The sequence below is a fragment of the Streptacidiphilus sp. MAP5-3 genome, from assembly GCF_041262505.1.
Taxonomy (GTDB): Bacteria; Actinomycetota; Actinomycetes; order Streptomycetales; family Streptomycetaceae; genus Streptacidiphilus.
Genome location: NZ_JBGCCL010000003.1, coordinates 11742 through 37321, shown reverse-complemented (window position 1 = coordinate 37321; position 25580 = coordinate 11742). Strand labels below are relative to the sequence as shown.

Sequence of the window (25580 nt, the reverse complement as noted above, 5' to 3'; positions counted from 1 at the left end):
ATGTCTCCTTACTTCCTCGGTGGACGCGGCGGTTTACCGCCGTCGCCGAAGGGCGGGCGCAATGGGGCGGGCCGGGCCAACGGGGGCGGCAGTGCCGCCTTGACCGGGCGCAGTGCACCGGGGCCCGCACCAGGCGGCGGCCCGGGGAACGGTGAAGGCGATGGCCCACCTGGGCCTGGTTGCAGGGCTGGCGGAGCAGCCGGTGGAGGAAGCGGGCCGCGGCGCCCTCCAGGCGCGGGCGGCAGGTGGTTCGCGGCACCTCGCACACGCGGCTTTCCCCACACGTACCCCGGAACCGGCCCAGTTCCCGGGGCGGGACCAGGGCCGCCCGGCGTGCCCGGCCCGGCCGCACCGGCTCCACCGCTGGGCGGGGGCGGCCCGTTGCGGCGCGGCGTCCCCCACAGATACGTAGGCGTTCCAGGACCGCCGCCACCGCCCGTCGGGCCGCCAGGACGCGTGCCACCGGGGCCCGACCCTCCTGGGCTCGGTGGAGCTGTCGGCCCGGCATCACCCGGCCCGGGTCTACCCCCGCCTGGGGGCTTGCCGCGCAGCGGAGCGCCGCCGAGCGGACGCATCCCGGCCCGAGCCGCGAGCTGCGCGCCGAAGGCGTACGGGCCGAAGGGCAGCCCGAGCGCGCCCAGCGCCATCTTCTTGACCAGGTGCATGCCGCTCCGGCCGCCACCTGTCGCCCGCTGGACGGGGTTGGTGACCAGGCTGCGGATCCAGCCGGGGATCTTGAGCTCCAGGTACAGACAGCCGCCGAGAACGATGAGGTTGATCAGACTGCTCGCCGACGGCAGCCCGATCAGCGAGTAGTTGCCAGGATCGAGGAGAACCTTCACACAGGTCAGGAAGACGACCGCCTGCAGGACCTGAATCGCGATCAGTCCGACGAGGGCCTTCCACCACACCTTGGCCGCGCCTTCGGTGACGGGGTGCCCATGGCACGCGAGCGCCAGCGCGGCCGTGACGACGAGCACGAGCATGACGGCGACGCGCACGAGCAGCGCCACGACCAGGGCCACGCCCATCAGCACGACGACGAGCGAGAAGACCACCACGTACAGCGGTGCGGTGGTGGGGTTGCCGTTGGTCAGCAGGCCGACGAGAGTGCCCGCGAGGTCGTCGGCCGTGATCGCGTTCCCGAAGACGGCGAGCGCGACGGCGTTGCCGAGGCTGATCGCCTGGTGGCACACCGTCAGCGACAAGTTCGCCGCGAACATCCCCAGCCCCAGGCGGGGCAGCAGGTCGCGGGCGTGCCAGCGCTGCTGGACGGTTCCGTGCGTCATCGCCAGGATGCCGGACGCCAGCGCCCACAGCCCGTACAGGGAGCAGGTGACGATCCGTACGCCGTCCCACAGCTGGGCCACCCTCGGGATCTGGGTGACGTCGGGCGTGGCCAGGAGGAGGTGTGTGAGCAGGTTCATCACCGGCACGACGAGCGGCCCCAGCAGGTCGGCCAGGAACGACGCGATGGCCGACTTGATCTCGCCGGGGATGTCGAAGATCCCCAGCCCGGCGTTCGGATCGGACGGCGGCGCGGGCGGGACCAGTCCGCCGTTCGGCGGCGGCGCGGGCTTGCCCGGGCTCGGCGGCTGCACGGGATGCGATGTCGGCGCCGGGCCGGGAGACGGAGCCGGCAGCCCCGCCCCCTCACCTTGGCTCGCGCCCGGCGAAGGCGCAGGTGGCACCGGTCCTGCCGCTTCCGCGGGCAGCGCCTGGACGCTGAGCAGCACGCCAAGCAACGCGGTCGCGGCGACTACGCCTGCGGTCCGGAACGCGGGCCGGGTCACGCGCCGACGATCTGTTTGAGAACGGCCACCAAGGCGGGGGCCAAGATTGCAAGCATGTAGCCCAGGGCTGCGCTCCTCAGCGCGCCCTTGGCCTTCTCGACCTCGCCCGGGTCGCCGCCGGCCATCAGGTACCGCAGCCCGCCGACGGTCAGGAACAGCGTGGCGAGCCCGGCGAGCAGGCCGACGATCCACTTCGTGATGTTCGCGATGGTCTGGTCGACCGTGGCGACCGCGAGCAGCTCGGCGGCGTGCGCCGGCTGCGGGATCGCCAGCTCGGCCAGCAGCGCGAAGGTGCAGACGAGGGCGCGGACGGCGAGCGGGTCGGGCGGACGGCGCGGTAGTTGCGGCACGCTGCACTCCAAGGCGGGAACGGGGGCGGGGCGGGGGCGGATGAGAGGAACGTCCGGGCCGACCTCGGCGAGGCGGGTACCAGGGTCCGTGGCCCTGCCTCCCCTCGCGGGTCGGTGGGTTTCGGACGGGGTGTCAGCGCCTTCCGGCGGATCCCCGGCATCCGTCCTGAGCCTTGGTCGGGCCCGAACGTTCCTGTCATCTGCTAAAGCGCCTGCTCGGACGCGCCGATCAACTTTCGATCAGGTGCTCGATCTCGGTGAAGGCCAGTCGCCCCGAGGTGATTGCCCTGATCAGACGGGCTTCCGCACGCTGGCGGCGCTTGTCGACGGCCTGCGTGGTGACCCCGGCCTGTTCGGCGAGCGTTCGAGTCGCCACACCCCCGAGGCGGTAGTCGCCTACCACCGCCGCCTCCTGCGTGGTGAGCACGCCCTGACGCACCGCCAACGTGAGCAGCGCGTCGGGGTGGATCGGCTGGCGTGCGGGCATGGGGAGTTCCTCGGTCTCGTCGCGGTGGGCAACGAGCGCCTCCTGGGCGGCGCGGTACGAGCGGGCCGCGCGATCGGCCGCCCACACGACCCGGGACGGCACCTTGCCCGCCTCGGCCTCGTCCGTCGTGAGGGCCTTCTCCAACGCGGCCCAGGCTGCGGCGAGGATCTCCTGCTGCAGGTCCACGTTGTGGCCGGGCAGCTGACGGCAGGTCCGCGCGGCGACCCGGCGCAGCCCCCACATGACCAGGCCGACCCCGGCCAGCCTCCACTCCCGCCCCGCCTCGGTGCGAGGCGCCATCAGGCGCAGCAGGTGGGCCCAGACCGCCGAGCGCGCCGGGTAGCCGAGCGAGGGGTGCAGCAGCAGCGACCGCAGCTCCACCACGTCGACCGGCTCGTCCGGCAGCCCCTCGTGCACGGGGCCGAGCACGACGGTCAACGGGTACGAGCGGGCGGCCAGCAACTGGAAGGCGGCCTCCGCCCGACGCAGCGGCTCACCCGACACCTCGGACGTGCAGGCGATGAACGACGAGGAGACAGCAGACGCCATGGGGCGCTCCGATCAGGCAGGCGGCGGAGGAGTTCCGCCGCGGTGCCTCCATGCCGCGACACCTGGTCTGGACAAGATCGGGAGCAGGCAGGGGGCGACGCCGGGTGAAGTCTGGGCGACATCTGGTCAGGCTCTGGAAGAGCCCGGGAAACGCCATCCCGAACTCATCCAGAAAGTGCCGCTGACCTGCTTAAACGCTGCCTCTGACGCCCTCCTTGGAACCACCAGCGAAGAACGCGAATTTCCTTGGGAAACCTCTGGACAGCCCCGGAAGCGCGGCTCCTGTACGGCTCCGGGGGAGAGTCTGCGCGGTGATACGACTATTCCCACCGACAGCCGAAATCTGTCGCGATCCGGCGCTGCGGCAGCGTTTTAGTAAATGTCAGCGTCTTCGCGGCGGCCGTCGGCCCGACCGCTCATGCAGCACACCCAACCCGCCAGCCCGACCACCTCGGCCGAACGCCGGGCACTCGCCCGCGCCGAGCGCCGCACGGCCGCGGCACACTCACGCGTCCCGCTGTCGGTCTGGCTCACCGAACCCCTCACCGGCTGCTGCCCGGTGTGCGCCACACCCGAGCACGCCTGCGCCAACCGCGTCCCTGGAGCGCTGGCTGACCAGCTCGTTGAGGCGTACTCCAAGCCCGGCGACCTCGTCTACGTCCCCGACGCTGGCAACGCCGCCCTGATGGTCGCCGCCGTCCGCGCGGGACGGAAGGTCCTCGCCTACACCCACGCCGCCGACCACGCCCGATCCACGCAGCAGACCATGCGCGACGCCGGCTGCGAGGTCGCCTCCCTGGCCGTGCTGCGCCGCGCCGACCCGGCCACACTGCCCACACAAGCCGAACGACTCCGCGGCCGAGCCCAACTCGCCGTCCTCGCCCCGCACCACCCCGTCCAGGCCCGCGCCCTCGCCGCGATGGCCGAGGCCTGCGCCCGCGTCCTGCGCCCCAGCGGGGTACTCGCGATCCTCTCCCGGCAGAGCTCCAGCCCCGACCTGACCGGACACCTCGTCACCCACGGCCAGGCCGCCGGAATGACCTACCTCCAGCACATCGCCGCCGTCGAGGCCACCGCCCACGGCGACGAACTCGTCATGGCCCCGGCCGCGCCGGTCGGCGTGCACAGCCCGGACTGCACCTGCCGCCAGCCCGCCCACCGGGCCGGACGCCACCTGCTCGTCCACAACGACATCACCGTGCTGCAACGGCCGTAGCCGCCCCGCCCCCTTCACCGTTCGCGCCACGGAGGCATCCATGACCGTTCACCCCACGCGTCCCACCCCGCCCGGCTGCCCGACCGCCCAGGCCCTCAGCTCCGACCACGCCAGCGCCCCGCTGTCGGTATGGACCACCGGCCAGGCCAGCCCCTCCGCCCAGCGCGGCGGACGCTACCTGCCCGACAGCACCGCCCACCCCGCCAAGATGCTCCCGGCGATCGCCCGCCACGCCATCGAGGCGTTCACCGCACCCGAAGACCTCATCCTCGACCCCATGTGCGGCATCGGCACCACCCTGGTCGAGGCCGCCCGTCTCGGCCGCCACGCCGTCGGCATCGAACTCGAGCGCCAGTGGGCCGAACTCGCCCGCGCCAACCTGATGCAGGCCCACCGCGACGGAGCCGAAGGTGCGGGAACCGTCTACCGCGGCGACGCCCGCGACGCCGACCGGATCGTCAACCCCGAACTCCACGGCAGCGTGAAGCTTCTCCTCACCTCTCCGCCCTACGGCAACTCCCTCCACGGCCAGGTCCGCTCCACCCGTGAGACCGGCAAGCCGGGCATCGCCAAGTTCCACGACACCTACGGCTCCACGGCCGGCAACCTCGCCCACGCCCCGACCGACGAACTCCTCGACGCGTTCACCCAGATCCTGCGCGCCTGCCGCCCACTGCTCGCCGACGACGCCCACGTCGTCGTCACCGCACGCCCCTGGCGCCGACACGGCGAACTCGTCGATCTCCCCTCCGCGATCTTCGCCGCCGGACGAGCAGCGGGGCTCGAACCCGTCACTCGCTGCGTCGCACTCCTCGCCGGAGTCCGCGAGGGTGAACTCCTGCCCCGTCCCTCCTTCTTCCAACTCACCAACGTCAAGAACGCCCGCTCCGCTGGCGTGCCGATGGCGTGCATCGCGCATGAGGATGTCCTCGTCATGGCACCAACGCGCCCGGCCAAGTCCCAGCACGCGGGTGGCAAGGCCCTGGGCACCGCCCGAGCTGAATGCACCACGTGCCCTAACGCGTGACCGTCGACGTGCCGCCTGAGCCACCCCACGAGAACTCACGTGCAGGCTCCAGGCCGTGGAGTGATTCCGTCGGGCTTGACGTCAGCGGCCGACCCACGCGTCCATGGACGTCCGGCCGAGCACCGACCGGACGAATGGACAAGCCCCCACTCTCCGTCACGGTACGGGTCACCACCATGACGGGATACGAGGGCAAGGCGCTGACCCAGCATCAGCTCGGAGCCCTGATGGCTCTCCTGACCTGGATCACCGACAACCCATCCGAATGACCGTCGGCTGCCGGGCCACGCCCGGCAGCCCTGCACCCGCAAAGGTTCCACACCAGTGGACAGTGATACCGAAACCGGCGGCCTGGGGTGGGCGAAGACCCCTGCGGGCATGCCGTGGTCGACATCTACCCCCGCCGTGCCCGATCCCGTCCCGGCATACGTGCCCGTTGCCTGGCTAGGACGCACCTCCGACGAGGACGCACAAGACCCGACGCTCTCCCTGCCGAGACAGTTGCGCAACGCGCGGGCCGCCCTCCCGCCTGGTTGGACGATCGTCGCGCACTTCTACGACGTGGAGTCGGGCCGAATGGACCTGGACAAGCGCGGCCAGGGCCGCGCTCACGAACGCTTCAAGATCCCGATCCCCCGAGACGGCGGCATCGCCGACCTCCTCGCGGAGGCAGCAGCGCCCGAGCGGCGCTTCGCCGCCGTAATCTGCGAGTCGATCGAGCGCGTCGCCCGCCGGACCTACTTCGGCACCAAGATTGAGTACGAGCTCGAACGCAACGGGGTGAAGCTGTGTGCCGCCGACGAGCCCATCAGCGCAGACGGTAAAGGCAAGCGTGCAACACCGATTCTGACGCGGCGGGTCAAGCAAGCCGTCTCGGAGTGGTACGTCCTGCAGATGCTCGAACTGTCTTGGGACGGGTTCTGTGAGCACACTCGCCAGGGCTGGAACGTCGGGAAGCCCCCGTACGGCTACACAGCAGACAAGGTGCCCCACCCGGTTCCCGCCCGGCGCGCGGAGGGGCGCACCAAACACCGGCTCATCCCCGATCCGGTACGAGGGGCGGTCGTGACGGAGATCTTCCGCCTGCGCGCGCTCCAGCGCCTCAGCTACGCAGCCATCGCCGCGCACCTGGACTGCGACCCGGTGATGTACCCACCGCCGCAACCCAACCGCGCGGATGCAGTGGCCGGACAGTGGACCGGGTCAGCAGTCCGCGAGATCTTGCACAACCCGAAGTACACGGGATACCAGGTGTGGAACCGAAAGGCCCGCAAGCAAGGGGGCAACCGTGCCAACCCCATCGAAGAATGGGTATGGTCCCCCGCTCCCGTGCACGAGCCGCTCGTGACCCGGGAGCTCTTCGATGCCGCCGTCAGCATCGGGGACAGCCGCAAAGGGGTCGGCCAGAAGCATCGGAACTCCGACCCGGAATCGTCACCGCGCACCTATCTGCTGCGCTCCTACCTCTTCTGCGAACTGTGCGGGAGACGGATGTACGGCAAGTTCTCCAAGGGGCGGGCCTACTACGCCTGCGAGCCGAAGAAGGATACGAACACACGCTCGCCCTGGTACGAGGGTCACCCGAAATCCGTATGGATCGGGGCAGGCGCACTCGACCCGCTGGTCCACAACTTCTTCGCCGAGCGCGTCTTCGGACCCGACCGCAAGACTCTGCTGGAGAAGTCCCTCGGCGAACGCGCAGAGACGCCGATACCGAGGGAGACGGAGCGCGAAGATCGTCTCCGCGCAGCGATCACGGACAACGAGAAGCGCAAGAGCGCCCTCGTGCGTCAGTTGGCCGCACCGGACGACGAGGACGACGACCCCGGGCTGGCCGCTCGGTTCCGCCAGAGCATCAAGGCCAGCTACAAGACTCTGGACGACGAGGGACAAAGGCTTCGCGCGGAGCTCGAAGCCCTCGTCAAAAAGCACCAGGTCACGGAGACCGATCAGGCCGTTGACCTGCTGGAGAAGCTCCCCGAGCTGCGTGTCCGTCTCCCCGAAGCACCCGAGCAGCTTCAGCGAGCGCTCTACGACGCGTTCCACCTCGAAGTCCGGTTCGACCGTACGGACCGGTTGGTAACACTGAATGTCACACTCGAAGAGGCCACGATCGACGATCTCGTCGGGCTCATCTCGGCATCATCCCAGCCAGACGGGCGGTTGACGCCCGAGGGGGAATCCGTCATGGTTGTCGATACATACGTCAGACATGTACACGACGACTTGTCGGACCACTGTACCTCGGTGCGCCCCCGGCAGGACTCGAACCTGCGGCCAAGTGCTTAGAAGGCACCTGCTCTATCCACTGAGCTACGGGGGCTTGGCGTGGAGCCTGGCGTGGGCCGGATCCTGTCGTGGGACAGGATAAGCAGGCCAGGGCTCACCACCGGGTGCCTGCGACCGGGTCGTTCGGGCGAACCTGCCGCAGGGCGGTCTGATAATCGCAGGTGGTGTGCGGCGGGCGCAGCGGTCGCGTAGCAATGGAACGCTGCTGTTGTTCAGTCGTTACTGCGCTGCTGCCTCAGCCGTTATGCAGTCGTACGGTCGGACGGGCTCCGGTTGCCAGACAGCAAAGTGCACCCGTTCGGGTGGTGCGGTTTTCCACAGGCGCAGGTTGTCCACAGGGCGAGCGTTCCGCTGCGGCGGATGTACCCGGCCCGGAGCAGGGTGGTCCCCACGAAGGCCCCGACGGGGCCGTGCCCAACAACGATGCTTGGGGGCTGCACGATGATGATGAACGGCGCGATGGTCACGCTGGTCGGCGTCGCGGTGAGCCAGGTGCGGTATTCGACGACCGCGGGCGGCGTCCCGGTGGCCCACTTCCGGCTGGCGGCGACGGAGCGACGCTTCGACCGGCCCCGGCAGGTCTGGGTGGAGGGGGACACCAGCTTCTTCACGGTCTGGGCCTGGCGCAGCCTGGCGGAGAACGCGCTCACCTCGATCGGCTGTGGCGATCCCGTCCTGATCACGGGCCGCATGCGGATCCGCGAGTGGGATCGGACGGACGGCCGCCCCAAGGGGGTGTCGGCGGAGATCGAGGCCATGGCCCTCGGCCACGACCTGGCCCGCGGCACGACGATCTTCCATCGCACCGTCCGCGGACGCCCGGAGCTGGTGGCGTCACGCACGGAGCGTGCCCGGATGAGCGAGCGCCCACAGGACAAGCAGGCGGCGGACCAGCGCGTCAAGGAGACGACGGGGGCGCGGCAGACCGGCGGCCCGCGCCCCGGCCCCCGGCCGAACCGTCCCTCGACCTCGGAGCCCCGACCGGACGGGCCCGTGACGCCCGTCCTCACCCTGGCTGCGCTGGATCGACGGCCGAGCGGGCCGAGTCGGCCGAGCGGGTCGAGTGGGTCTCCCGCACGAACGTCGTCCGACGAGACGCCCGACCGCGAACCCCTCGCCGCCGTCGGTACGGTCGTCGGTACCGCCGCCGGCACCCCTGTCGGCGCGGAGCAGTCGTAGGCCCGGTCCGTCGCGGCGGACGCGCCACCCGGCGGGGAGGGCGTTCGGGCCGCCCCGCCGGGTGCGGCACAATGGAAGGCTGTAGCCACACCCCAACCACGACGCCGGACGGTTCATCTTGGCTGAGTACATCTACACCATGCGCAAGACGCGAAAGGCGCACGGCGACAAGGTCATCCTTGACGACGTGACGCTCAGCTTCCTGCCTGGAGCGAAGATCGGCGTCGTCGGGCCGAACGGCGCCGGTAAGTCCACGGTGCTCAAGATCATGGCCGGGCTGGAGCAGCCGTCCAACGGCGATGCCTTCCTCTCCCCCGGTTACTCCGTGGGCATGCTCCTGCAGGAGCCCCCGCTCGACGAGTCCAAGACCGTGCTGGAGAACGTCCAGGACGGCGTCGCCGAGACAAAGAAGAAGCTGGACCGCTTCAACGAGATCGCCGAACTGATGGCGACGGACTACTCCGACGCCCTGCTCGACGAGATGGGCAAGCTCCAGGAGGACCTGGACCACGCCAACGCCTGGGACCTCGACGCCCAGCTCGAGCAGGCCATGGACGCCCTGGGCTGCCCGCCCGGCGACTGGCAGGTCACCAACCTCTCCGGTGGCGAGAAGCGCCGCGTCGCGCTCTGCAAGCTGCTGCTCGAGGCCCCCGACCTGCTGCTCCTCGACGAGCCCACCAACCACCTGGACGCCGAGTCGGTCCAGTGGCTGGAGCAGCACCTGGAGAAGTACGCGGGCACCGTCGTGGCCGTGACCCACGACCGGTACTTCCTCGACAACGTCGCCCAGTGGATCCTCGAGCTGGACCGCGGGCGCGCCTACCCCTACGAGGGCAACTACTCCACCTACCTGGAGACCAAGCAGTCCCGCCTCAAGATCGAGGGCCAGAAGGACGCGAAGCGCGCCAAGCGCCTCAAGGACGAGCTGGAGTGGGTCCGCTCCAACGCCAAGGGCCGCCAGGCCAAGTCCAAGGCCCGTCTCGCCCGTTACGAGGAGATGGCGGCCGAGGCCGACAAGATGCGGAAGCTGGACTTCGAGGAGATCCAGATCCCGCCGGGCCCGCGTCTGGGCTCCATCGTCATCGAGGCGGAGCACCTGGCGAAGGCCTTCGGTGACAAGGTCCTGGTCGACGACCTGAGCTTCACCCTGCCGCGCAACGGCATCGTCGGCGTCATCGGCCCGAACGGCGCCGGCAAGACCACGCTCTTCAAGATGATGCTCGGTCTGGAGTCGACGGACGCCGGCAACGTCAAGGTCGGCGAGACGGTCAAGGTCTCCTACGTCGACCAGAGCCGCGCCAACATCGACCCGAACAAGACGCTCTGGGAGGTCGTCTCCGACGGCCTGGACTGGATCCATGTCGGCCAGGTCGAGATGCCGTCCCGCGCCTACGTCTCCGCGTTCGGCTTCAAGGGCCCGGACCAGCAGAAGGCGGCCGGCATCCTCTCCGGTGGTGAGCGAAACCGCCTCAACCTGGCGCTGACCCTCAAGGAGGGCGGCAACCTGCTCCTCCTCGACGAGCCCACCAACGACCTCGACGTCGAGACGCTGAGCTCGCTGGAGAACGCCCTGCTCGAGTTCCCGGGCTGCGCCGTGGTCATCTCCCACGACCGCTGGTTCCTGGACCGGGTCGCCACGCACATCCTCGCGTACGAGGGCGACTCCAAGTGGTTCTGGTTCGAGGGCAACTTCGAGTCCTACGAGAAGAACAAGATCGAGCGCCTGGGCGCCGACGCGGCCCGTCCGCACCGCGCCTCCTACAAGAAGCTGACCCGCGACTGAGCGGCGTCCGCTGAAGCACCACCACCGCACGACAAGTGCCCCGGGGTGGGCCGGAGTTCCAGCCGGACCGCGCTGCCCTCGCCCGCCCCGGGCGCTGCAACCGACGGAGACCCCGTGGCTCGCCACATATACGCCTGCCCGATGCGCTGGTCCGACATGGACGTGTTCGGGCACGTCAACAATGTGAACTTCCTCCGCTACCTGGAGGAGGCCCGGATCGACTTCACCTTCACCACGGCCGGCGAGGTCGGGGAGAAGGCCTTCTCCGAGGGCTCGGTGGTGGCGCGGCACGAGATCGACTACCTGATCCCGCTGGTCTACCACCCCGAGCCGGTGACGATCGAGACCTGGATCAGCAAGCTCGGCCGCGCGTCCTTCACCGTCACCTATGAGGTCAAGGACATCGGCGCGGGCCCCGACGGCGCGGACAGGGTGTACGCGCGGGCCAGCACCGTCTGCGTGCCCTACGACCTGGCCGAGGCCCGGCCGCGTCGGCTGACGCCGGGCGAGCGCGCCTTCCTGGCCGAGTACCTGGAATCCGAGACGGTCGCGGCATGAGGACCGCGGTCGAGCCGCTGCGCTTCGCGGAACCGCAAGAGGTCGCGCCGCTGGCGGACTTCCTCACCCGGCTGCTCCGCTACGACCGGGCCGCGGCCGTTCGACTGCAGACGGCGGGCGCGACCCTGGCCGTCTTCGCCCGCATCCCCCTCGGTGAGGCGGGCCCGCTGGTGATCCGCACGGCCCGGCTGGCACAGGCCCATCCGCTGGACGTGACCGTGTCGGCGGGCCAGTGGTTGGAGGAGCTCAGCCGCGAGCCGCAGGAGTCCGGGTCTGCGAACGAAGGCGAGCGCCTGGGCAAACGCGAGGACCTGGGCGCACGCGAGGACCTGGGCGAGGACGAGGACGGTCTGGTGCTCCCTCCGTCCATCACAGGCCCGGCCTGGGCCGGTCTGCTCCCGCCCCGCAGCGGCTGGGAGCACGTCGCGGACCTGCCGACGGCGCCGCTCGGCGCAGCCGTGGCGGCGGCCGTGGCGGAGTTCCGGCGCGCCGGCCAGCCGGACATGGGCGGTGCTGACGGCGCGGACGGCGCGGAGTCTGCAGGCGGAGCCGGTGGCGACGCCCTGGCGGAGGCCATATGGTCCCGTCGCGTCCACCCCTCGGGCCTGACGCTGCGGGCCCTGCATGCCGCATATCTGACCGGCCTGCTCCGCCAGGCCCCGCAGCTGGCACTGCATCAGCACCCAGCCTGGCTGCGGCTCACCGCACCGCGCGGTTCGGTGATCGTCCGGCGCGCCTCCACCCCCGGAGCCGGCCTCGGCCTCTCCTTCGGCCCGAGCCTCGGCGGCCGGTCTCCGCGCTGACACAGCGCCGGTAGCCACCGCCTACCTTGGCCGTCCCCTCCTCGCCCGCCTCCTTCTCGCCCCGTCCCCTCCTCGCCCGCCTCCTCACGCACCGACCGTTGTCAGTGCCGGGGTGCAGGATGCGAGCAGACGGATCGGCTCCGAACGAAGGCAGACACAGGTGAAACTCCGGCTCTCCCGCGAAGCACTGGCCGAGGCGGTCGCCTGGGCGGCGCACGCACTGCCCGCACGGTCCACGGTCCCGGCCCTGTCCGGGCTGCTGTTGACGGCGGAGCAGCGAGGCGACGGGGGCGTGCTTGCCGTGTCCGGGTTCGACTTCGAGGTGTCGGCGCGCTTCGAGAGCCGGGCCGAGGTTTTCGAGCCGGGGGCCGCGCGCGTGCCCGGACGACTGCTCGCGGATCTGGCGAAGGCACTGCCGGTCGGCCACGACGTCGAGCTCAGCACAGCCGGGGCGGACGCGCTGCTGACCTGCGGTCCGGCGCAGTTCGAACTCCCGCTGCTCCCCTTGCAGGAGGGTCCACGACTGCCCGAACTCCCGCCCGCGCTCGGCTCGGTGGACGGCGCGCTCTTCGCCGAGGCGGTCTCCCAGGTCGCGGTGGTGGCCGGGCGGGACGAGGCGCTGCCGTTCCTCACCGGTATCCGCCTGGAGCTCCACACCGACACGCTGCGGCTGGTGGCGACCGATCGCTATCGCCTCGCCGTCCGGGAATTTCCCTGGCTGCGAACCACTGATGAGACACTGCCCGGCGCACCCGTGGTCGCGCTGGTCCCGGCGCGCACCCTGCACGAGATCACGCGCTCCCTGACCAAGGACGAGCAGATCCGGATCTCCCCCAGCGTCGAGGACGGCAACGGCACCAGCAGCGGCAACGGCGGCCTGATCGGCTTCACCGCAGGCTCGCGTGAGGCCACGACCCGGCTGCTGGCAGCGGACTTCATCCGGTACGAGGCGATCTTCCCGTCCGCCTTCACCGGGAGCGCGCTGATCGAGCGCCGCCCGCTGCTTGACGCGGTCAAGCGCGTCGCTCTGGTGACCGAACGGCATCGTCCGCTCCGGCTCTCGTTCGAGCCGGGTCGGCTTGTCGTCGACGCCGGCGGCAGCAGCAAGGCACGTGGGCGGCAGACCCTGGACGCGCTCTTCGCCGCCGAGCCGATCGTGCTCTCCGCCAACGCGGGCTATCTCCTCGACGGCCTGGGCGCGCTGACGTCCCGTTACGCCGAGCTCAGCTACACCACGCCCACCAAGCCCGCCGTCCTCACCGGCCGCGAGGAAAGCACGACCACCCAGGCGTCCGAGGACACACCGTCCTATCGCTACCTCTTCATGCCACTGCGCGTCGGCTGACATCCGACGCGCAGGCCGTTGGGGGCGACCACCTGAGCAGGGAGGCTACCTGGTCTGCTCCCACTCCCTGCGGTACTCGGTGAAGATCTCCTTGAGGTGGTGGCCCGATCTTCAGGTAGTCGAGGTCGTCCAGGTTGGCCAACGAGACGCGGACCGACCACTGCGGCCCTTCGAAGCCACCGCCGTTGAGGAGCACCACGCCCGTCTGCTCGGCCAGCCGGAACAGCGGCTCCGTCGGCACGTAGTTCTCCTGGAAGTAGTCCGCGAACGGACGCCCGCCCACACGCTCGGCCTCGGCCAACAGGTCGAGCTCGATGTAGTAGCCGGCCCGGGTCGGGTCCCAGCCGGCCACGGCGGTGCCCGAACCGGTTTGTCAGTGACGGCTGCTACGTTCGCGTCAGCGAGAACAGACAGAAGACCGAAGCGAACGACAGCAGCTGCAGCAGCAGCGGCATCAGCAACAACGACATCAGCGACAGCAGGGACGAGGGCGTGGCCGAGCAGCGCATCGCGGTCGATGCGGACCAGGACGGTCCGGGCGGGCGACTGCAGCCCCTGCGTGAGGACGGGCATCAACTCGGTCTGCCCGAGCGGGTGCGGGATCTGGCCGCGGCCATGGCCGAGCGGGAGCATGCGCAGCACCCCCGGTGGGTCTGGGCCGCCACGGAGGACGTCTACCCCCGGCTGCTGCCGCGCCTGCCGGAGAGTCGGCTAGGGCGCTGCCACGACGTCAAGCTGGTGGAACCGCTGCTCCTGGCCCACGAGGGGCGATACGGCGAGCCGCGCTCGCTCGGCGCGGCCTGGGCCAGGCTGAAGGGCCTGCCGGTCCCCGAGGATCTCCGGCTCGGGCTCGCCGAGGCGGAGTCCGACGCGCACGCGCAGGACGCACTGTTCGCGCCGGACCGCAGCCGCCTCGGCCCGGGCGTGGATCCGCTCGCCGCCCTGGTCGCGGTCCACGCCGAGCAGCAGCGACGCCTCGCCGCGCTCCCCGAGCCGACGCGGCGCGGGCTGCGGCTGCTCAGCGCCGCCGAGTCGGCGGGCGGCCTGGTTGCGGCGGAACTGACCTACGACGGCCTGCCCTGGAGCACGGCGGTCCACGACGCGCTGCTGGACGACCTGCTCGGCTCCCGCCCGACCTCCGCACAGGCGGCCGGCGGAGCACGCCCGCCCAAGCTGGCCGCACTCGCGGTCGAGCTCCAGGAGGCGCTCGGGGGGCGACCGCTCAACCCCGACTCCCCCGGCCAGGTGCTGCGCGCCTTCGCCGAACAGGGCATCAGCCTGCAGTCGACCAGGAACCACCTGCTGCGCCAGGTCGACCACCCGGCCGCACCGCTGCTGCTGCGCTACAAGGAGGTGTCGCGGATCTACGCCGCCCATGGCTGGGCCTGGCGGGACGCGTGGGTGCGCGGCGGGCGGTTCCGGCCGGAGTACGTCGTCGGGGGCGTGGTCTCCGGCCGCTGGGCCAGCCGGGGCGGCGGTGCGCTGCAGATCCCGCGAATCCTGCGCGGCGCGGTGGTGGCCGACCCGGGGTGGCGCCTGGTGGTCGCGGACGCAGGCCAGTTGGAACCCCGCGTGCTGGCCGCGCTGTCGAACGACCCGGGCCTGATCCGGGCTGGAGCGGCGGGCGACCTGTATGCGGGGCTGGCTGCCGAGGCCTTCGGCGGGGACCGGGCCCGGGCGAAGCTGGGCCTGCTCGGCGCGATGTACGGCCAGACCAGCGGCGAGGTGGGCCCTCTGCTGGCGGTGCTGCGCCGTCGCTTCCCGCAGGCGATGGGCCTGGTCGAGGCGGCGGCCCGGACGGGCGAGTCGGGCGGCGTGGTCGAGTCGCGACTGGGCCGGGTCTGCCCCCCGCCGTCGGCCTCCTGGCAGGAGGCCGGTTTCGCCGATCCCTCGCCCTCGGGCGAGCTCGGCGAGGACCGCACGGGGTCGGCGGCGCGCTCCCGTGGCCGGTTCACCCGCAACTTCGTGATCCAGGCGAGCGCGGCCGACTGGGCGCTGGCGCTGATCGCGGCACTGCGCCGCCGCCTCGGCGAGATCCCGCCCGGCCCGGACGGCGCGCGACCGAGACTGGTCTTCTTCCAGCACGACGAGATCGTGGTCCACAGCCCGCTGCCGCTCACCGGGACGGTCTCGGCGGCGGTGGCCGCCTCGGCCGACGAGGCGCGTCGGCTGGTCTTCGGCGACACTCCCGTCCACTTCCCGATGGACACCCACATCGTCGAGCGCTACGCGGACGCGAAGGACGGCGGCGACGCGCAGGACACCGAGACGGACGAGGACGACGGGTTCTGAGCCCCGGTGCCGGAGGCCCCGGCGCCAAAAGCACCAACACCGGGCTTCCCACCTGCCCCACTTGAGATGTGTTCGTCTCACGTCATACACTCATGGATGTTCGTCCATCATCGAACATTCCCGAGGGGGATCCATGCGCGCCATCGCATTCGAGCAGCTCGGACAGCCCGACGTGCTCCAGGTCGTGAACGTTCCCACCCCGGAGCCGGGGCCCGGCCAGGTGGCCGTCGACGTCGCTTGGGCCGGCGTCAACTTCGCGGACGCAAAGGCCCGCTCGGCCGGCTACCGGGTGCCCCAGTTCCCGTTCGTCCCGGGGCTGGAGGTCGCCGGCACGGTCCGCGCGCTGGGGCCGGGCGTGACCGGGCTGACGGTCGGTCAGCACGTCACCGCGATGCTCGCCGGCGGCGGCTACGCCGAGACCGTGATCGCCCCGGCGGACGCCACCTTCGCCGTTCCGGGCGCGCTCGACCTGCGCGACGCGGCCGCGCTGACCACCGTGCTCGCCACCGGGTACGGCCTGCTCCACGACGTGGCCCGGCTGCGCGAGGGCGAGACGGTGCTGGTCCAGGGTGCGGCCGGTGGCGTCGGCACGGTCACCGGCCAGCTGGCGCGGGCCGCTGGGGCGGGCCGCGTGTTCGGTGTCGTCTCCCGGCCCGACAAGGCCGAGTACGCCCGGAAGTTCGGCTACGACGAGGTCTTCGTCGGCGCGGACTTCGACGAGCAGGTCCTGAAGGCGACCGACGGACGCGGCGTGGACGTCGCGCTCGACCCGGTGGGCGGCGACAGCTGGCGGCGCAGCGTCGCCTCGCTGGCCCGCTACGGCCGCGCCGTGTCCTTCGGCAACGCTGGCGGCGAGACCCCGTGGTCCGCGGGCTTCGGCGACCTGTCGCCCAGGGGGATCTCGGTGGCCGGATTCAGCATCCTCACCATCGGCGCGACGGACCCGGAGCAGCTGCGCTCGCTGGCCGAGCGCGCCTTCCGCGAGGCCGAGCGGGCCGGGGTCACCCTCCCGGTCACGGCCGAGTTCCCGCTCGACGAGGCCGCCCGAGCCCACGAACTGCTGGAGAGCCGGTCCAGCACCGGCAAGCTGCTGCTGCGTGTGCGCTGACACGGTGGGATAGTCGGCGGATGCTGCTCACCACCCCCCGCCTCCGGCTCGTCCTGGCGGCCCCTCCGTTCGACCCGTCGGTCCACGACTGGGTCGCGGAGGCGCCCGGCCCCGGAGTCTGGGAGCTCGCCGGGATCACCGCCCGGGCGGCAGAGGTGGGCTGGTACCTGCCGCCATGGGGGCTGTTCGTCGTCATCCGTTCGGTTGACGACCGGGCCGTCGGCGGCGTCGGCTTCCACGGTCCGCCGGGAGCGGACGGCTCCGTCGAGATCGGCTACGAACTGGCGCCGAGCGCCCGCGGCGCGGGCTACGCCACTGAGGCGGTCCGGGCCGTCTGCGAGCTGGCGCTCGCCGATACCGAGGTCAGGGCAGTCACCGCCCGGACTCTGCCGGACAACACGGCATCCCAGGCGGTGCTGCTCCGCTGCGGCTTCCACCAGGTCCCGGTGCCGCCGCCGGACGGGATGGCCCACTTCCGGCTGACCCCGCCCGCGGTGTAGCCGGCCCTGACGATCTGGTGCGCGACAGCGAGCCAGATCGTTGCACCGCACGGCGGCCGAACCGTCGGCGCCCGTGACAGCCGGATAACGGTTCGACAAGCGCCGTCCCCCCTTGCGTACGCTTGTCTGCGCAATGGGAACCCAGCAGCAGAACACCGCCACCGCCCGCCCGCGCCGCCGTCGGCCTGCTCCGACCGGCGAGGCCGCCGCGCTCGCCGCGCGGCTCGGCGGGATATCGCTCCGCGACGAGGACCGACTCGGGCGTCGGCTCGAAGGCCTGCGCAAGGTCCGCGAGCCGGAGAAGCGCGAGCGGCTGCTCGCGACGCTCACCGACGAGCTCGACGCGGCCGAGCTGCGCCTGGAGAACCGCAGAGCGGCTGTCCCGACGCCCGCGTATCCCGAGAACCTGCCGGTCAGCGCCCGCAGGGACGACATCGTGGCCGCGATCCGCGACCACCAGGTCGTGATCATCGCCGGTGAGACCGGCTCCGGGAAGACCACCCAGATCCCCAAGATGTGTCTGGAGCTGGGGCGCGGCGTACGCGGCCTGATCGGGCACACCCAGCCGCGCCGGATCGCGGCACGCACCGTCGCCGAGCGCGTCGCCGAGGAGCTCGGCACCGAGCTCGGCAGCACCGTCGGCTGGAAGGTCCGGTTCACCGACCAGGTCGGCGAGAACACGGCCGTCAAGGTGATGACGGACGGCATCCTGCTGGCCGAGATCCAGAACGACAGGCTGCTGCGCCAGTACGACACGCTGATCATCGACGAGGCGCACGAACGCAGCCTCAACATCGACTTCATCCTCGGCTATCTGCGGCAGCTGCTGCCCAAGCGTCCCGACCTCAAGCTGGTCATCACCTCGGCGACCATCGACCCGGAGCGGTTCGCCCGCCACTTCGCCGATCCGACGACCGGCAAGGACGCCCCGATCATCGAGGTCTCCGGGCGCACCTACCCCGTCGAGGTCCGCTACCGCCCGATCGTCGACGACTCGGTGGCCGACGAGGACGACGACTTCGACGACGGCGGCCGGAACGCCGGCGGTGACCGGGACCGCGACCAGGTCCAGGCGATCTGCGACGCGGTCGCAGAGCTGGGCCGCGAGGGCCGGGGCGACGTCCTGGTGTTCCTCTCCGGCGAGCGGGAGATCCGCGACACCGCCGAGGCGCTGGAGAAGCAGAACCTCCGGTCCACCGAGATCGTCCCGCTCTACGCCCGGCTCTCCTCCGCCGAGCAGCACCGGGTCTTCCAACCGCACTCCGGCCGCAGGATCGTCCTGGCCACCAACGTCGCGGAGACCTCCCTGACCGTCCCGGGGATCCGGTACGTGATCGACCCGGGCACCGCCCGCATCTCCCGCTACAGCCACCGCACCAAGGTCCAGCGACTGCCCATCGAGGCGGTCTCGCAGGCCAGCGCGAACCAGCGCAAGGGCCGCTGCGGCCGTACCAGCGACGGCATCTGCATCCGGCTCTACTCCGAGGAGGACTTCCTCTCCCGCCCGGAGTTCACCGACCCGGAGATCCTGCGCACCAACCTGGCCTCGGTCATCCTGCAGATGACCGCCGCCGGGCTGGGCGACATCACCGCGTTCCCCTTCATCGAGCCGCCGGACCGCCGCAACATCAAGGACGGCATCGACCTGCTCCAGGAGCTGCACGCCCTGGAGTCCGACACCACGCAGCAGGGCCTGCGGCTCACCCCGACCGGCCGCAAGCTGGCCCAGCTGCCGGTCGACCCGCGTCTGGCCCGGATGGTGCTGGAGGCGGAGAAGAACGGCGTGATCCGCGAGGTCATGGTGATCGCAGCCGCGCTCTCCATCCAGGACCCGCGCGAGCGCCCGGTCGAGAAGCGCGCCCACGCGGACCAGTTGCACGCCCGGTTCACCGACCCGACCTCCGACTTCCTCACCTACCTCAACCTCTGGCGGTATCTGAAGCAGCAGCAGAAAGCGCTCAGCAGCAGCCAGTTCCGCCGGATGTGCAAGGCGGAGCTCCTCAACTACCTGCGCATCCGCGAGTGGCAGGACATCGACGCGCAGCTGCGCCAGGTCGCCAAGTCGCTCGACGTCGACCTGGGCAGCCCGCACATGGCCGAGGAGGTCGACGGCGACGCGGTGCACCGCTCGCTGCTTGCTGGTCTGCTCTCGCACGTCGGGTCCAAGGACGCCGAGAAGCAGGAGTACTTCGGCGCGCGCGGCGCCAAGTTCGCCGTCTTCCCGGGTTCTGCCCTCTTCAAGAAGACGCCCGCCTGGGTGATGGCCGCGGAACTGGTGGAGACCTCGCGTCTCTGGGCCCGGATCGCGGCCAAGGTCGAGCCGCAGTGGATCGAGGAGCTCGCCGCGCACCTGGTCAAGCGCACCTACAGCGAGCCGCACTGGGAGAAGGACCGCGGCGAGGTCGTGGCCTTCGAGCGGGTGACCCTCTACGGGGTGACGCTGGTCGCCGGCCGCAAGGTCGGCTACGGGAGGATCGACCCGGAGCTCGCCCGCGAGCTGTTCATCCGCCGCGCCCTGGTCGAGGGCGACTGGCGCACCCATCACCGGTTCTTCCACGACAACCGCAAACTCCTCGACGAGGTCGAGGAGCTGGAGAACCGCGCCCGCCGCCGCGACATCCTGGTCGACGAGGAGACCCTCTTCGACTTCTACGACCAGCGGGTGGGCAAGGAGGTCGTCTCCGCCGCGCACTTCGACAGCTGGTGGAAGAAGAACCACCGCGCCAAGCCGGACCTGCTCACCTTCACTCCGGACCTGCTGGTCAACGACTCGGCCGAGGCGGTCACCGAGCGCGACTACCCCTCCGTCTGGCACCAGGGCGACCTGGAGCTGCCGCTGACGTACCAGTTCGAGCCGGGCACCGAGCAGGACGGCGTGACCGTCCACATCCCGCTCACCCTGCTCAACCAGGTGCGCCCGGTCGGCTTCGACTGGCAGATCCCGGGCCTGCGCGAGGAGTTGGTCACCGCGCTGATCCGCTCGCTGCCCAAGGTGCTGCGCCGCAACTTCGTCCCGGCGCCGGACTACGCCAAGCGGCTGATGCACATGCTCGCCACCCGCGACCCGGAGGCCGACGACAAGCCGCTGGTGGAGCTGCTCGAGTGGCAGCTGCACGAGCTGCGCGGCCTCCCGGTCCCGCGCGACAGCTGGAACCTTCCCGCGGTCCCCGACCATCTGCGGATCACCTTCCGCGTCGAGGACGAACGCGGCCGCAAACTGGGCGAGGCCAAGGACCTGGAACGGCTCAAGCTGGAGCTCAAGTCCCGTACCCAGCAGGCGATCGCCAAGGCCGCCGGGGGCCTGGAGAAGCGCGGCCTCACGGACTGGACCATCGGCGAGCTGCCGCACACCTTCGAGCAGAAGCGCGGCGGACAGACCGTCAAGGGCTACCCCGCTCTGGTCGACGACGGCGACTCGGTCTCGGTCCAACTGCTGGACACCCCCTACGCGCAGCAGCGCGCCATGGCCGCAGGGGCCCGACGGCTGCTCCTGCTGGGCGTCAACTCCCCGATCAACTCGATCCAGTCGCGCCTCGGCAACGGTGCCAAGCTGGCACTGGCGGCCAATCCGCACGGCTCGACCGAGGCCCTCTTCGCGGACTGCCTGGCCGCCGCCGCGGACAAGCTGATCGCCGAGGCCGGCGGCCCGGCCTGGGACGGCGAGGAGTTCACCCGGCTGCGCGACCACGTCCGGGCGGAGCTCTACGAGGCCACCGCCGACGCGGTGATCAAGACCGCCAACGTCCTGGCGGTGCACCACCGGGTCCAGGAGCGGCTCAAGGGCATCGGCAAGAGCCTGGCCCTGCTGACCGGCCTGACGGACATCCGGGCCCAGCTCAAGGAGCTGGTCCACCCGGGCTTCGTCGCCGAGACGGGCCTGCGCCGCCTGCCGGACCTGCAGCGCTACCTCAAGGCCGTGGAGCGCCGCCTGGTCAAGCTGCCGGAGGACCCGATCCGCGACCGCGACCGCACCGGCGCCGTGATCCGGATGCAGGACGCCTACGCCGAACTGCACGACCAGCTGCCGCCGGAGCGCCGCGACGAGGAGGGCGTGCTGCAGATTCGCTGGATGATCGAGGAGTTGCGGGTCAGCCTCTGGGCGCAGCCGCTGGGCACCCCGTACTCGATCTCCGAGCAGCGGATCCTCCGCGCCATCGACGCGCTGGCGCCCTGACCTGCCCTGAGCTGCCCTGATCCGACGAGATCGACAGGCTGTGGCCCGCTCGGCGCAGTGCCGACCGGGCCGCCGCAGGACCGCCCTGGCACCACAGCGGAAATGCGGCGGTCCCGCGCCGGACCGGCCGTTCGGCCTAGGGCGGGCGTCACATCTGCCCGGGTTCGGAAGGCGGGTTCGGTAGACTCGACCTCTTGTGTCGATATAGGGACGAGGGCCCGATGACCACCGCCACCACCGCGCAGCCCGCACCGCGCGACCTGGCCGACGCCGAGGCGTCGGTCACCTCCGCGGCGCTGTTTCGCGCGGGCCTGGGCGCTGCGCCGCGCACCCTGGTCGACATCCTGGATGCCACCGTCCGCGCCCACCCGAACGAGCCCGCGCTGGACGACGGCCGGGCGCAGCTGAGCTACCGCGCCCTCGCCGCCGCCGTCGAGACGCAGCGCAAGCGGCTCGCCGCAGCGGGCATCGGGCCGGGTGACCGGGTCGGCGTGCGGATCCCCTCCGGGACCAACGACCTCTATGTCGGCATCCTCGCCGTGCTCGCGGCCGGTGCCGCGTACGTGCCGGTGGACGCCGAGGACCCGGACGAGCGGGCCGAGTTGGTCTTCGGTGAGGCGGAGGTCCGGGCGATCCTGGGCCTCGAGCGCACTCTGACGCAGCGTCACCTGCTGCGCCCGGAGCCCCGGACGCTGTCGGACGGCGCGCGTCCCATGCCGGAGCACGACGCCTGGATCATCTTCACCTCCGGCTCCACCGGCAAGCCCAAGGGCGTCGCCGTCAGCCACCGCAGCGCCGCCGCCTTCGTGGACGCCGAGGCCGCGCTCTTCCTGCGGGACGAGCCGATCGGCCCCGGCGACCGGGTGATGGCCGGGCTCTCCGTCGCGTTCGACGCCTCCTGCGAGGAGATGTGGCTGGCCTGGCGGCACGGCGCCTGCCTGGTACCGGTCCCGCGCTCCCAGGTGCGCAGCGGGGCCGACCTCGGCCCGTGGCTGGTCGAGCAGGAGATCACCGTGGTCTCCACCGTGCCGACCCTGGCCTCGCTCTGGCCCGCCGAGGCACTGAGCGAGGTCCGGCTGCTGATCTTCGGCGGCGAGGCCTGCCCGCCCGAGCTGGTGGCGCGCCTGGTCACCGAGGGCCGCGAGGTGTGGAACACCTACGGCCCCACCGAGGCCACCGTGGTGGCCTGCGCGGCGCTGATGGACGGCGACGGGCCGGTCAGGATCGGCCTGCCGCTCGACGGCTGGGAGCTGGCCGTGGTCGACGAGGCCGAGCGGCCGGTCGCGTTGGGCGGCAGCGGCCAGCTGGTCATCGGCGGTCTGGGCCTGGCCCGCTACCTCGACCCGGCCAAGGACGCCGAGAAGTACGCAGCGCTGCCCTCGCTCGGCTGGGAACGCGCCTACCGCAGCGGTGACCTGGTCCGCGCCGACGCCGACGGCCTGGTCTTCCTCGGCCGCGCCGACGAACAGGTCAAGCTGGGTGGCCGACGCATCGAGCTGGGCGAGGTCGACGCGGCGCTGCAGGCCCTGCCCGGCGTGGCCGGTGCCGCCGCCGCGGTCCGCACCGCACGCGGCGGCAACCAGCTGCTGGTCGGCTACCTGGTGGCCACCGAGGAGTGGAACAAGGCAGACGCGGTCGAGCGACTGCGCAAGGAACTCCCGGCCGCGCTGGTCCCGGTGCTCGCGGTGGTGGACGACCTGCCGACCCGCACCTCCGGCAAGGTCGACCGCGACGCGCTGCCCTGGCCGCTGCCGGACAGCGCGGACGACACGCCCACCGAGCGGTTCCAGGGCACCGAGGCCTGGCTCGCCGAGCAGTGGACCGAGCTTCTCGGCGTGCAGGTGGCCAGCCACTCCGACGACTTCTTCGCCATCGGCGGCGGCAGCCTCGCCGCCGCCCGGCTGGCGACCCAGCTGCGCGAGCGCTACCCGGCCATCGCCGTGCTCGACGTCTACGCCTATCCGACGCTGCGCAAGCAGGCCAAGCTGCTCGACCGCTCGGCGAGCACCGGCGGTGAGCTGCGCGAGATCGCCCCGACGCCGCGTCGCGCCCAGGCGATCCAGCTGGTGCTGCTGGTCCCCCTCTTCGCCCTGGTCGGGCTGCGCTGGACGGTGGGGCTGCTGGCCCTGGCAAACGCACTGCACTGGTTCGGGGCGTACGCGTGGGCGCCGACGACCTCGTGGTGGCTGGTCGGCGCGGGCGCGCTGGTGCTGTTCAGCCCGCCCGGCCGGATCGCGATCGCGGCGGGCGGCGCCCGGCTGCTGCTGCGCGGCGTCGGGCCAGGCCGCTATCCGCGCGGCGGCGGCGTGCACCTGCGGCTGTGGACGGCGGAGCGGCTTGCGGAGCTGAGCGGCGCCACCTCGCTGACCGGCTCCTGGCTGGTCCGCTACGGCCGGGCGCTGGGCGCGCGGATCGCCCAGGACGTGGACCTGCACTCACTGCCGCCGGTCACCGGCCTGCTCAAGCTGGGCCACGGCTGCGCGGTCGAGTCCGAGGTCGACCTGTCCGGCTGGTGGCTGGACGGCGACCGGCTGGAGATCGGTGCGATCAAGGTCGGCTCGCATGCCGTCGTCGGCACCCGGACCGTGCTCTTCCCCGGCTCCCGGGTCGGCAAGCGGGCCGAGGTCCTGCCGGGCTCGGGCGTGACGGGGCAGATCCCGACCGGGCAGCGCTGGGCGGGCGTCCCGGCGGGCAAACTGGGCAAGGCCGACCGGTCCTGGCCCAAGCAGCGCCCCGCCCGCCACCTGCGCTGGTCGGCCGCCTACGGCGCGAGCGGCGCGTTCCTGACGCTCCTTCCTTTGCTGTCCGCCGTCCCGGCGGTCGCGATCGCGGCGCAGTTCGTCGGGACGACCGACGGCGCGGGCGCGGCACTGCGCGGCGCACTGCTCGCCGTGGTCCCGGCCGCGCTGGCCTACGGCATCGCCTACGCGCTGCTGGTGCTGGCCAGCGTCCGGCTGCTCAGCATCGGGCTGCGCACCGGGCACCACCCCGTGCACAGCCGGATCGGCTGGCAGGCATGGACGGTCAGCCAGCTGATGGACACCGCGCGGGAGACCCTCTTCCCGCTCTACGCGGGCCTGGTCACCCCCGTCTGGCTACGGGCGCTCGGGATGAAGGTCGGCCGCGGGGCCGAGGTCTCCACGGTGCTGGCGCTGCCCAGTCTGACCAAGGTCGGCGACGGCGCGTTCCTCGCCGACGACACCCTGACCGCCCCCTACGAGCTGGGCGGCGGCTGGATGCGGATCGGCCGGGCCGAGATCGGCCGCCGCGCCTTCCTCGGCAACTCCGGCATGACCGGCGCGGGCCGGTCCGTCCCCGACGGTGGCCTGGTCGGCGTGCTGTCGGCGACGCCGAAGAAGGCCAAGAAGGGCTCCTCGTACCTGGGTCTGCCGCCGATCAAGCTGCCGCGCGCGGCGGAGAAGGGCGACGAGGGCCTCACCTACGACCCGCCGGCCCACCTGCTCTGGGCCCGGGGCCTGGTCGAGCTGTGCCGGCTGGTGCCGGTCTTCTGCTCGACCGCCCTCGCGGTGCTCACCGGCGCGGCGCTCTACGCGCTGGCACAGCTGAGCGCTGTCGGGCTGGTCCTGCTGGCCGGACCGGTGCTGCTGACCTCGGGCGCGGTCGCCGCACTCGTCGCGATCGCGGCGAAGTGGCTGCTGGTCGGCCGGTTCCGGCCGGTGGACCACCCGCTGTGGAGCAGCTTCGTCTGGCGCAACGAGCTGGCCGACACCTTCGTCGAGGTGCTGGCCGTGCCGTGGCTGGTCGGCTCGGTCCCGGGCACGCCGGTGCAGACGCTGTGGTTGCGCGGACTCGGCGTCCGGGTGGGTCGTGGGGTGTGGTGCGAGAGCTACTGGCTGCCCGAGTCGGACCTGATCACCCTGGGCGACGGGGTCAGCGTCAACCGGGGCTGCGTCCTGCAGACGCACCTCTTCCACGACCGGATCATGCGGATGGATACTGTGGTGCTCGATCAGGGCGCCACCCTCGGCCCGGGTGGCATCGTGCTGCCGGGCAGCCGGGTGGGCGCACGGACCACGCTCGGCCCCGCGTCGCTGGTGATGGGCGGAGAGTCGGTCCCGGCCGACACCCGCTGGCTCGGCAACCCGATCGAGGCCTGGCAGGACTGA

The 25580-nt window shown here is 71.7% G+C and carries 17 protein-coding genes, 1 tRNA gene and 2 pseudogenes; 14 read left to right on the top strand and 6 right to left on the bottom strand.

Annotated features, from left to right (window positions below; translation table 11 throughout):
• Positions 1-8 precede the first annotated feature (8 nt).
• From ABH928_RS06595 to ABH928_RS06585, 3 genes are all read right to left on the bottom strand, one after another.
• Entirely contained in the window at positions 9-1601 is a 1593-nt protein-coding gene (locus tag ABH928_RS06595; RefSeq protein ID WP_370063070.1) for a hypothetical protein, read from the bottom strand.
• A gap of 188 nt (positions 1602-1789) precedes the next feature.
• Positions 1790-2143, bottom strand: a complete 354-nt coding sequence (locus tag ABH928_RS06590; RefSeq protein ID WP_370063068.1) for a pilin — start codon at positions 2141-2143, stop codon at positions 1790-1792.
• A 229-nt stretch (positions 2144-2372) separates the two neighbouring features.
• Complete coding sequence (locus tag ABH928_RS06585; protein ID WP_370063066.1) at positions 2373-3179, bottom strand: hypothetical protein; 807 nt, start codon at positions 3177-3179, stop codon at positions 2373-2375.
• A 418-nt stretch (positions 3180-3597) separates the two neighbouring features.
• On the opposite strand from ABH928_RS06585, the gene ABH928_RS06580 reads away from it, so the two are divergent.
• The 4 genes and pseudogenes from ABH928_RS06580 to ABH928_RS06565 form a co-directional block, all read left to right on the top strand.
• Positions 3598-4395, top strand: a complete 798-nt coding sequence (locus ABH928_RS06580) for a hypothetical protein (protein WP_370063064.1) — start codon at positions 3598-3600, stop codon at positions 4393-4395.
• 40 nt (positions 4396-4435) lie between these two features.
• On the top strand, positions 4436-5422 hold the full coding sequence (locus ABH928_RS06575) for a TRM11 family methyltransferase (RefSeq protein WP_370063062.1): 987 nt from the start codon (positions 4436-4438) through the stop codon (positions 5420-5422).
• Between the two features lie 134 nt (positions 5423-5556).
• Complete coding sequence (locus tag ABH928_RS06570; RefSeq protein ID WP_370063060.1) at positions 5557-5691, top strand: hypothetical protein; 135 nt, start codon at positions 5557-5559, stop codon at positions 5689-5691.
• Between the two features lie 109 nt (positions 5692-5800).
• Positions 5801-6736, top strand: a pseudogene (locus ABH928_RS06565) (recombinase family protein); the annotation flags it as partial.
• A gap of 120 nt (positions 6737-6856) precedes the next feature.
• Here ABH928_RS06565 and ABH928_RS06560 read toward each other — a convergent pair.
• Both ABH928_RS06560 and ABH928_RS06555 read right to left on the bottom strand, forming a co-directional pair.
• Entirely contained in the window at positions 6857-7468 is a 612-nt protein-coding gene (locus ABH928_RS06560; protein ID WP_370063058.1) for a hypothetical protein, read from the bottom strand.
• Between the two features lie 204 nt (positions 7469-7672).
• A tRNA-Arg gene (locus ABH928_RS06555) sits at positions 7673-7745 on the bottom strand.
• A 407-nt stretch (positions 7746-8152) separates the two neighbouring features.
• On the opposite strand from ABH928_RS06555, the gene ABH928_RS06550 reads away from it, so the two are divergent.
• The 5 genes from ABH928_RS06550 to dnaN all read left to right on the top strand — a co-directional run bounded on the left by ABH928_RS06550 (position 8153) and on the right by dnaN (position 13379).
• The gene (locus tag ABH928_RS06550) at positions 8153-8890 is read left to right on the top strand and encodes a single-stranded DNA-binding protein (RefSeq protein ID WP_370063056.1); all 738 of its coding nucleotides are present in this window, start codon (positions 8153-8155) and stop codon (positions 8888-8890) included.
• 118 nt (positions 8891-9008) lie between these two features.
• Positions 9009-10673, top strand: a complete 1665-nt coding sequence (gene ettA, locus ABH928_RS06545; protein ID WP_370063054.1) for an energy-dependent translational throttle protein EttA — start codon at positions 9009-9011, stop codon at positions 10671-10673.
• Between the two features lie 114 nt (positions 10674-10787).
• Positions 10788-11231, top strand: a complete 444-nt coding sequence (locus ABH928_RS06540; protein ID WP_370063052.1) for an acyl-CoA thioesterase — start codon at positions 10788-10790, stop codon at positions 11229-11231.
• Entirely contained in the window at positions 11228-12034 is an 807-nt protein-coding gene (locus tag ABH928_RS06535) for a hypothetical protein (protein WP_370063050.1), read from the top strand. The genes ABH928_RS06540 and ABH928_RS06535 overlap by 4 nt, the downstream gene beginning before the upstream one ends.
• Positions 12035-12194: 160 nt before the next feature.
• The gene (gene dnaN, locus ABH928_RS06530) at positions 12195-13379 is read left to right on the top strand and encodes a DNA polymerase III subunit beta (protein WP_370063048.1); all 1185 of its coding nucleotides are present in this window, start codon (positions 12195-12197) and stop codon (positions 13377-13379) included.
• A 45-nt stretch (positions 13380-13424) separates the two neighbouring features.
• On the opposite strand, the pseudogene ABH928_RS06525 reads toward dnaN, so the two are convergent.
• Positions 13425-13719: pseudogene (locus ABH928_RS06525) on the bottom strand (aspartate 4-decarboxylase); the annotation flags it as partial.
• A 152-nt stretch (positions 13720-13871) separates the two neighbouring features.
• Here ABH928_RS06525 and ABH928_RS06520 point away from each other — a divergent pair.
• The 5 genes from ABH928_RS06520 (at position 13872) to ABH928_RS06500 (ending at position 25580) form a co-directional block, all read left to right on the top strand.
• Entirely contained in the window at positions 13872-15671 is a 1800-nt protein-coding gene (locus tag ABH928_RS06520; RefSeq protein WP_370063046.1) for a bifunctional 3'-5' exonuclease/DNA polymerase, read from the top strand.
• A gap of 133 nt (positions 15672-15804) precedes the next feature.
• Positions 15805-16779 (top strand): zinc-binding alcohol dehydrogenase family protein, encoded by a 975-nt coding sequence (locus ABH928_RS06515; protein ID WP_370063044.1) that lies wholly within the window; start codon positions 15805-15807, stop codon positions 16777-16779.
• Between the two features lie 20 nt (positions 16780-16799).
• Positions 16800-17279 carry a GNAT family N-acetyltransferase gene (locus ABH928_RS06510; RefSeq protein ID WP_370063042.1) on the top strand — a complete coding sequence of 160 codons (480 nt, stop codon included), beginning with the start codon at positions 16800-16802 and terminating at the stop codon, positions 17277-17279.
• Positions 17280-17412: 133 nt separating this feature from the next.
• Complete coding sequence (gene hrpA / locus ABH928_RS06505; protein ID WP_370063040.1) at positions 17413-21453, top strand: ATP-dependent RNA helicase HrpA; 4041 nt, start codon at positions 17413-17415, stop codon at positions 21451-21453.
• 221 nt (positions 21454-21674) lie between these two features.
• A complete protein-coding gene (locus tag ABH928_RS06500) occupies positions 21675-25580 on the top strand; it encodes a Pls/PosA family non-ribosomal peptide synthetase (RefSeq protein WP_370063038.1) in 3906 nt (1301 codons plus the stop codon).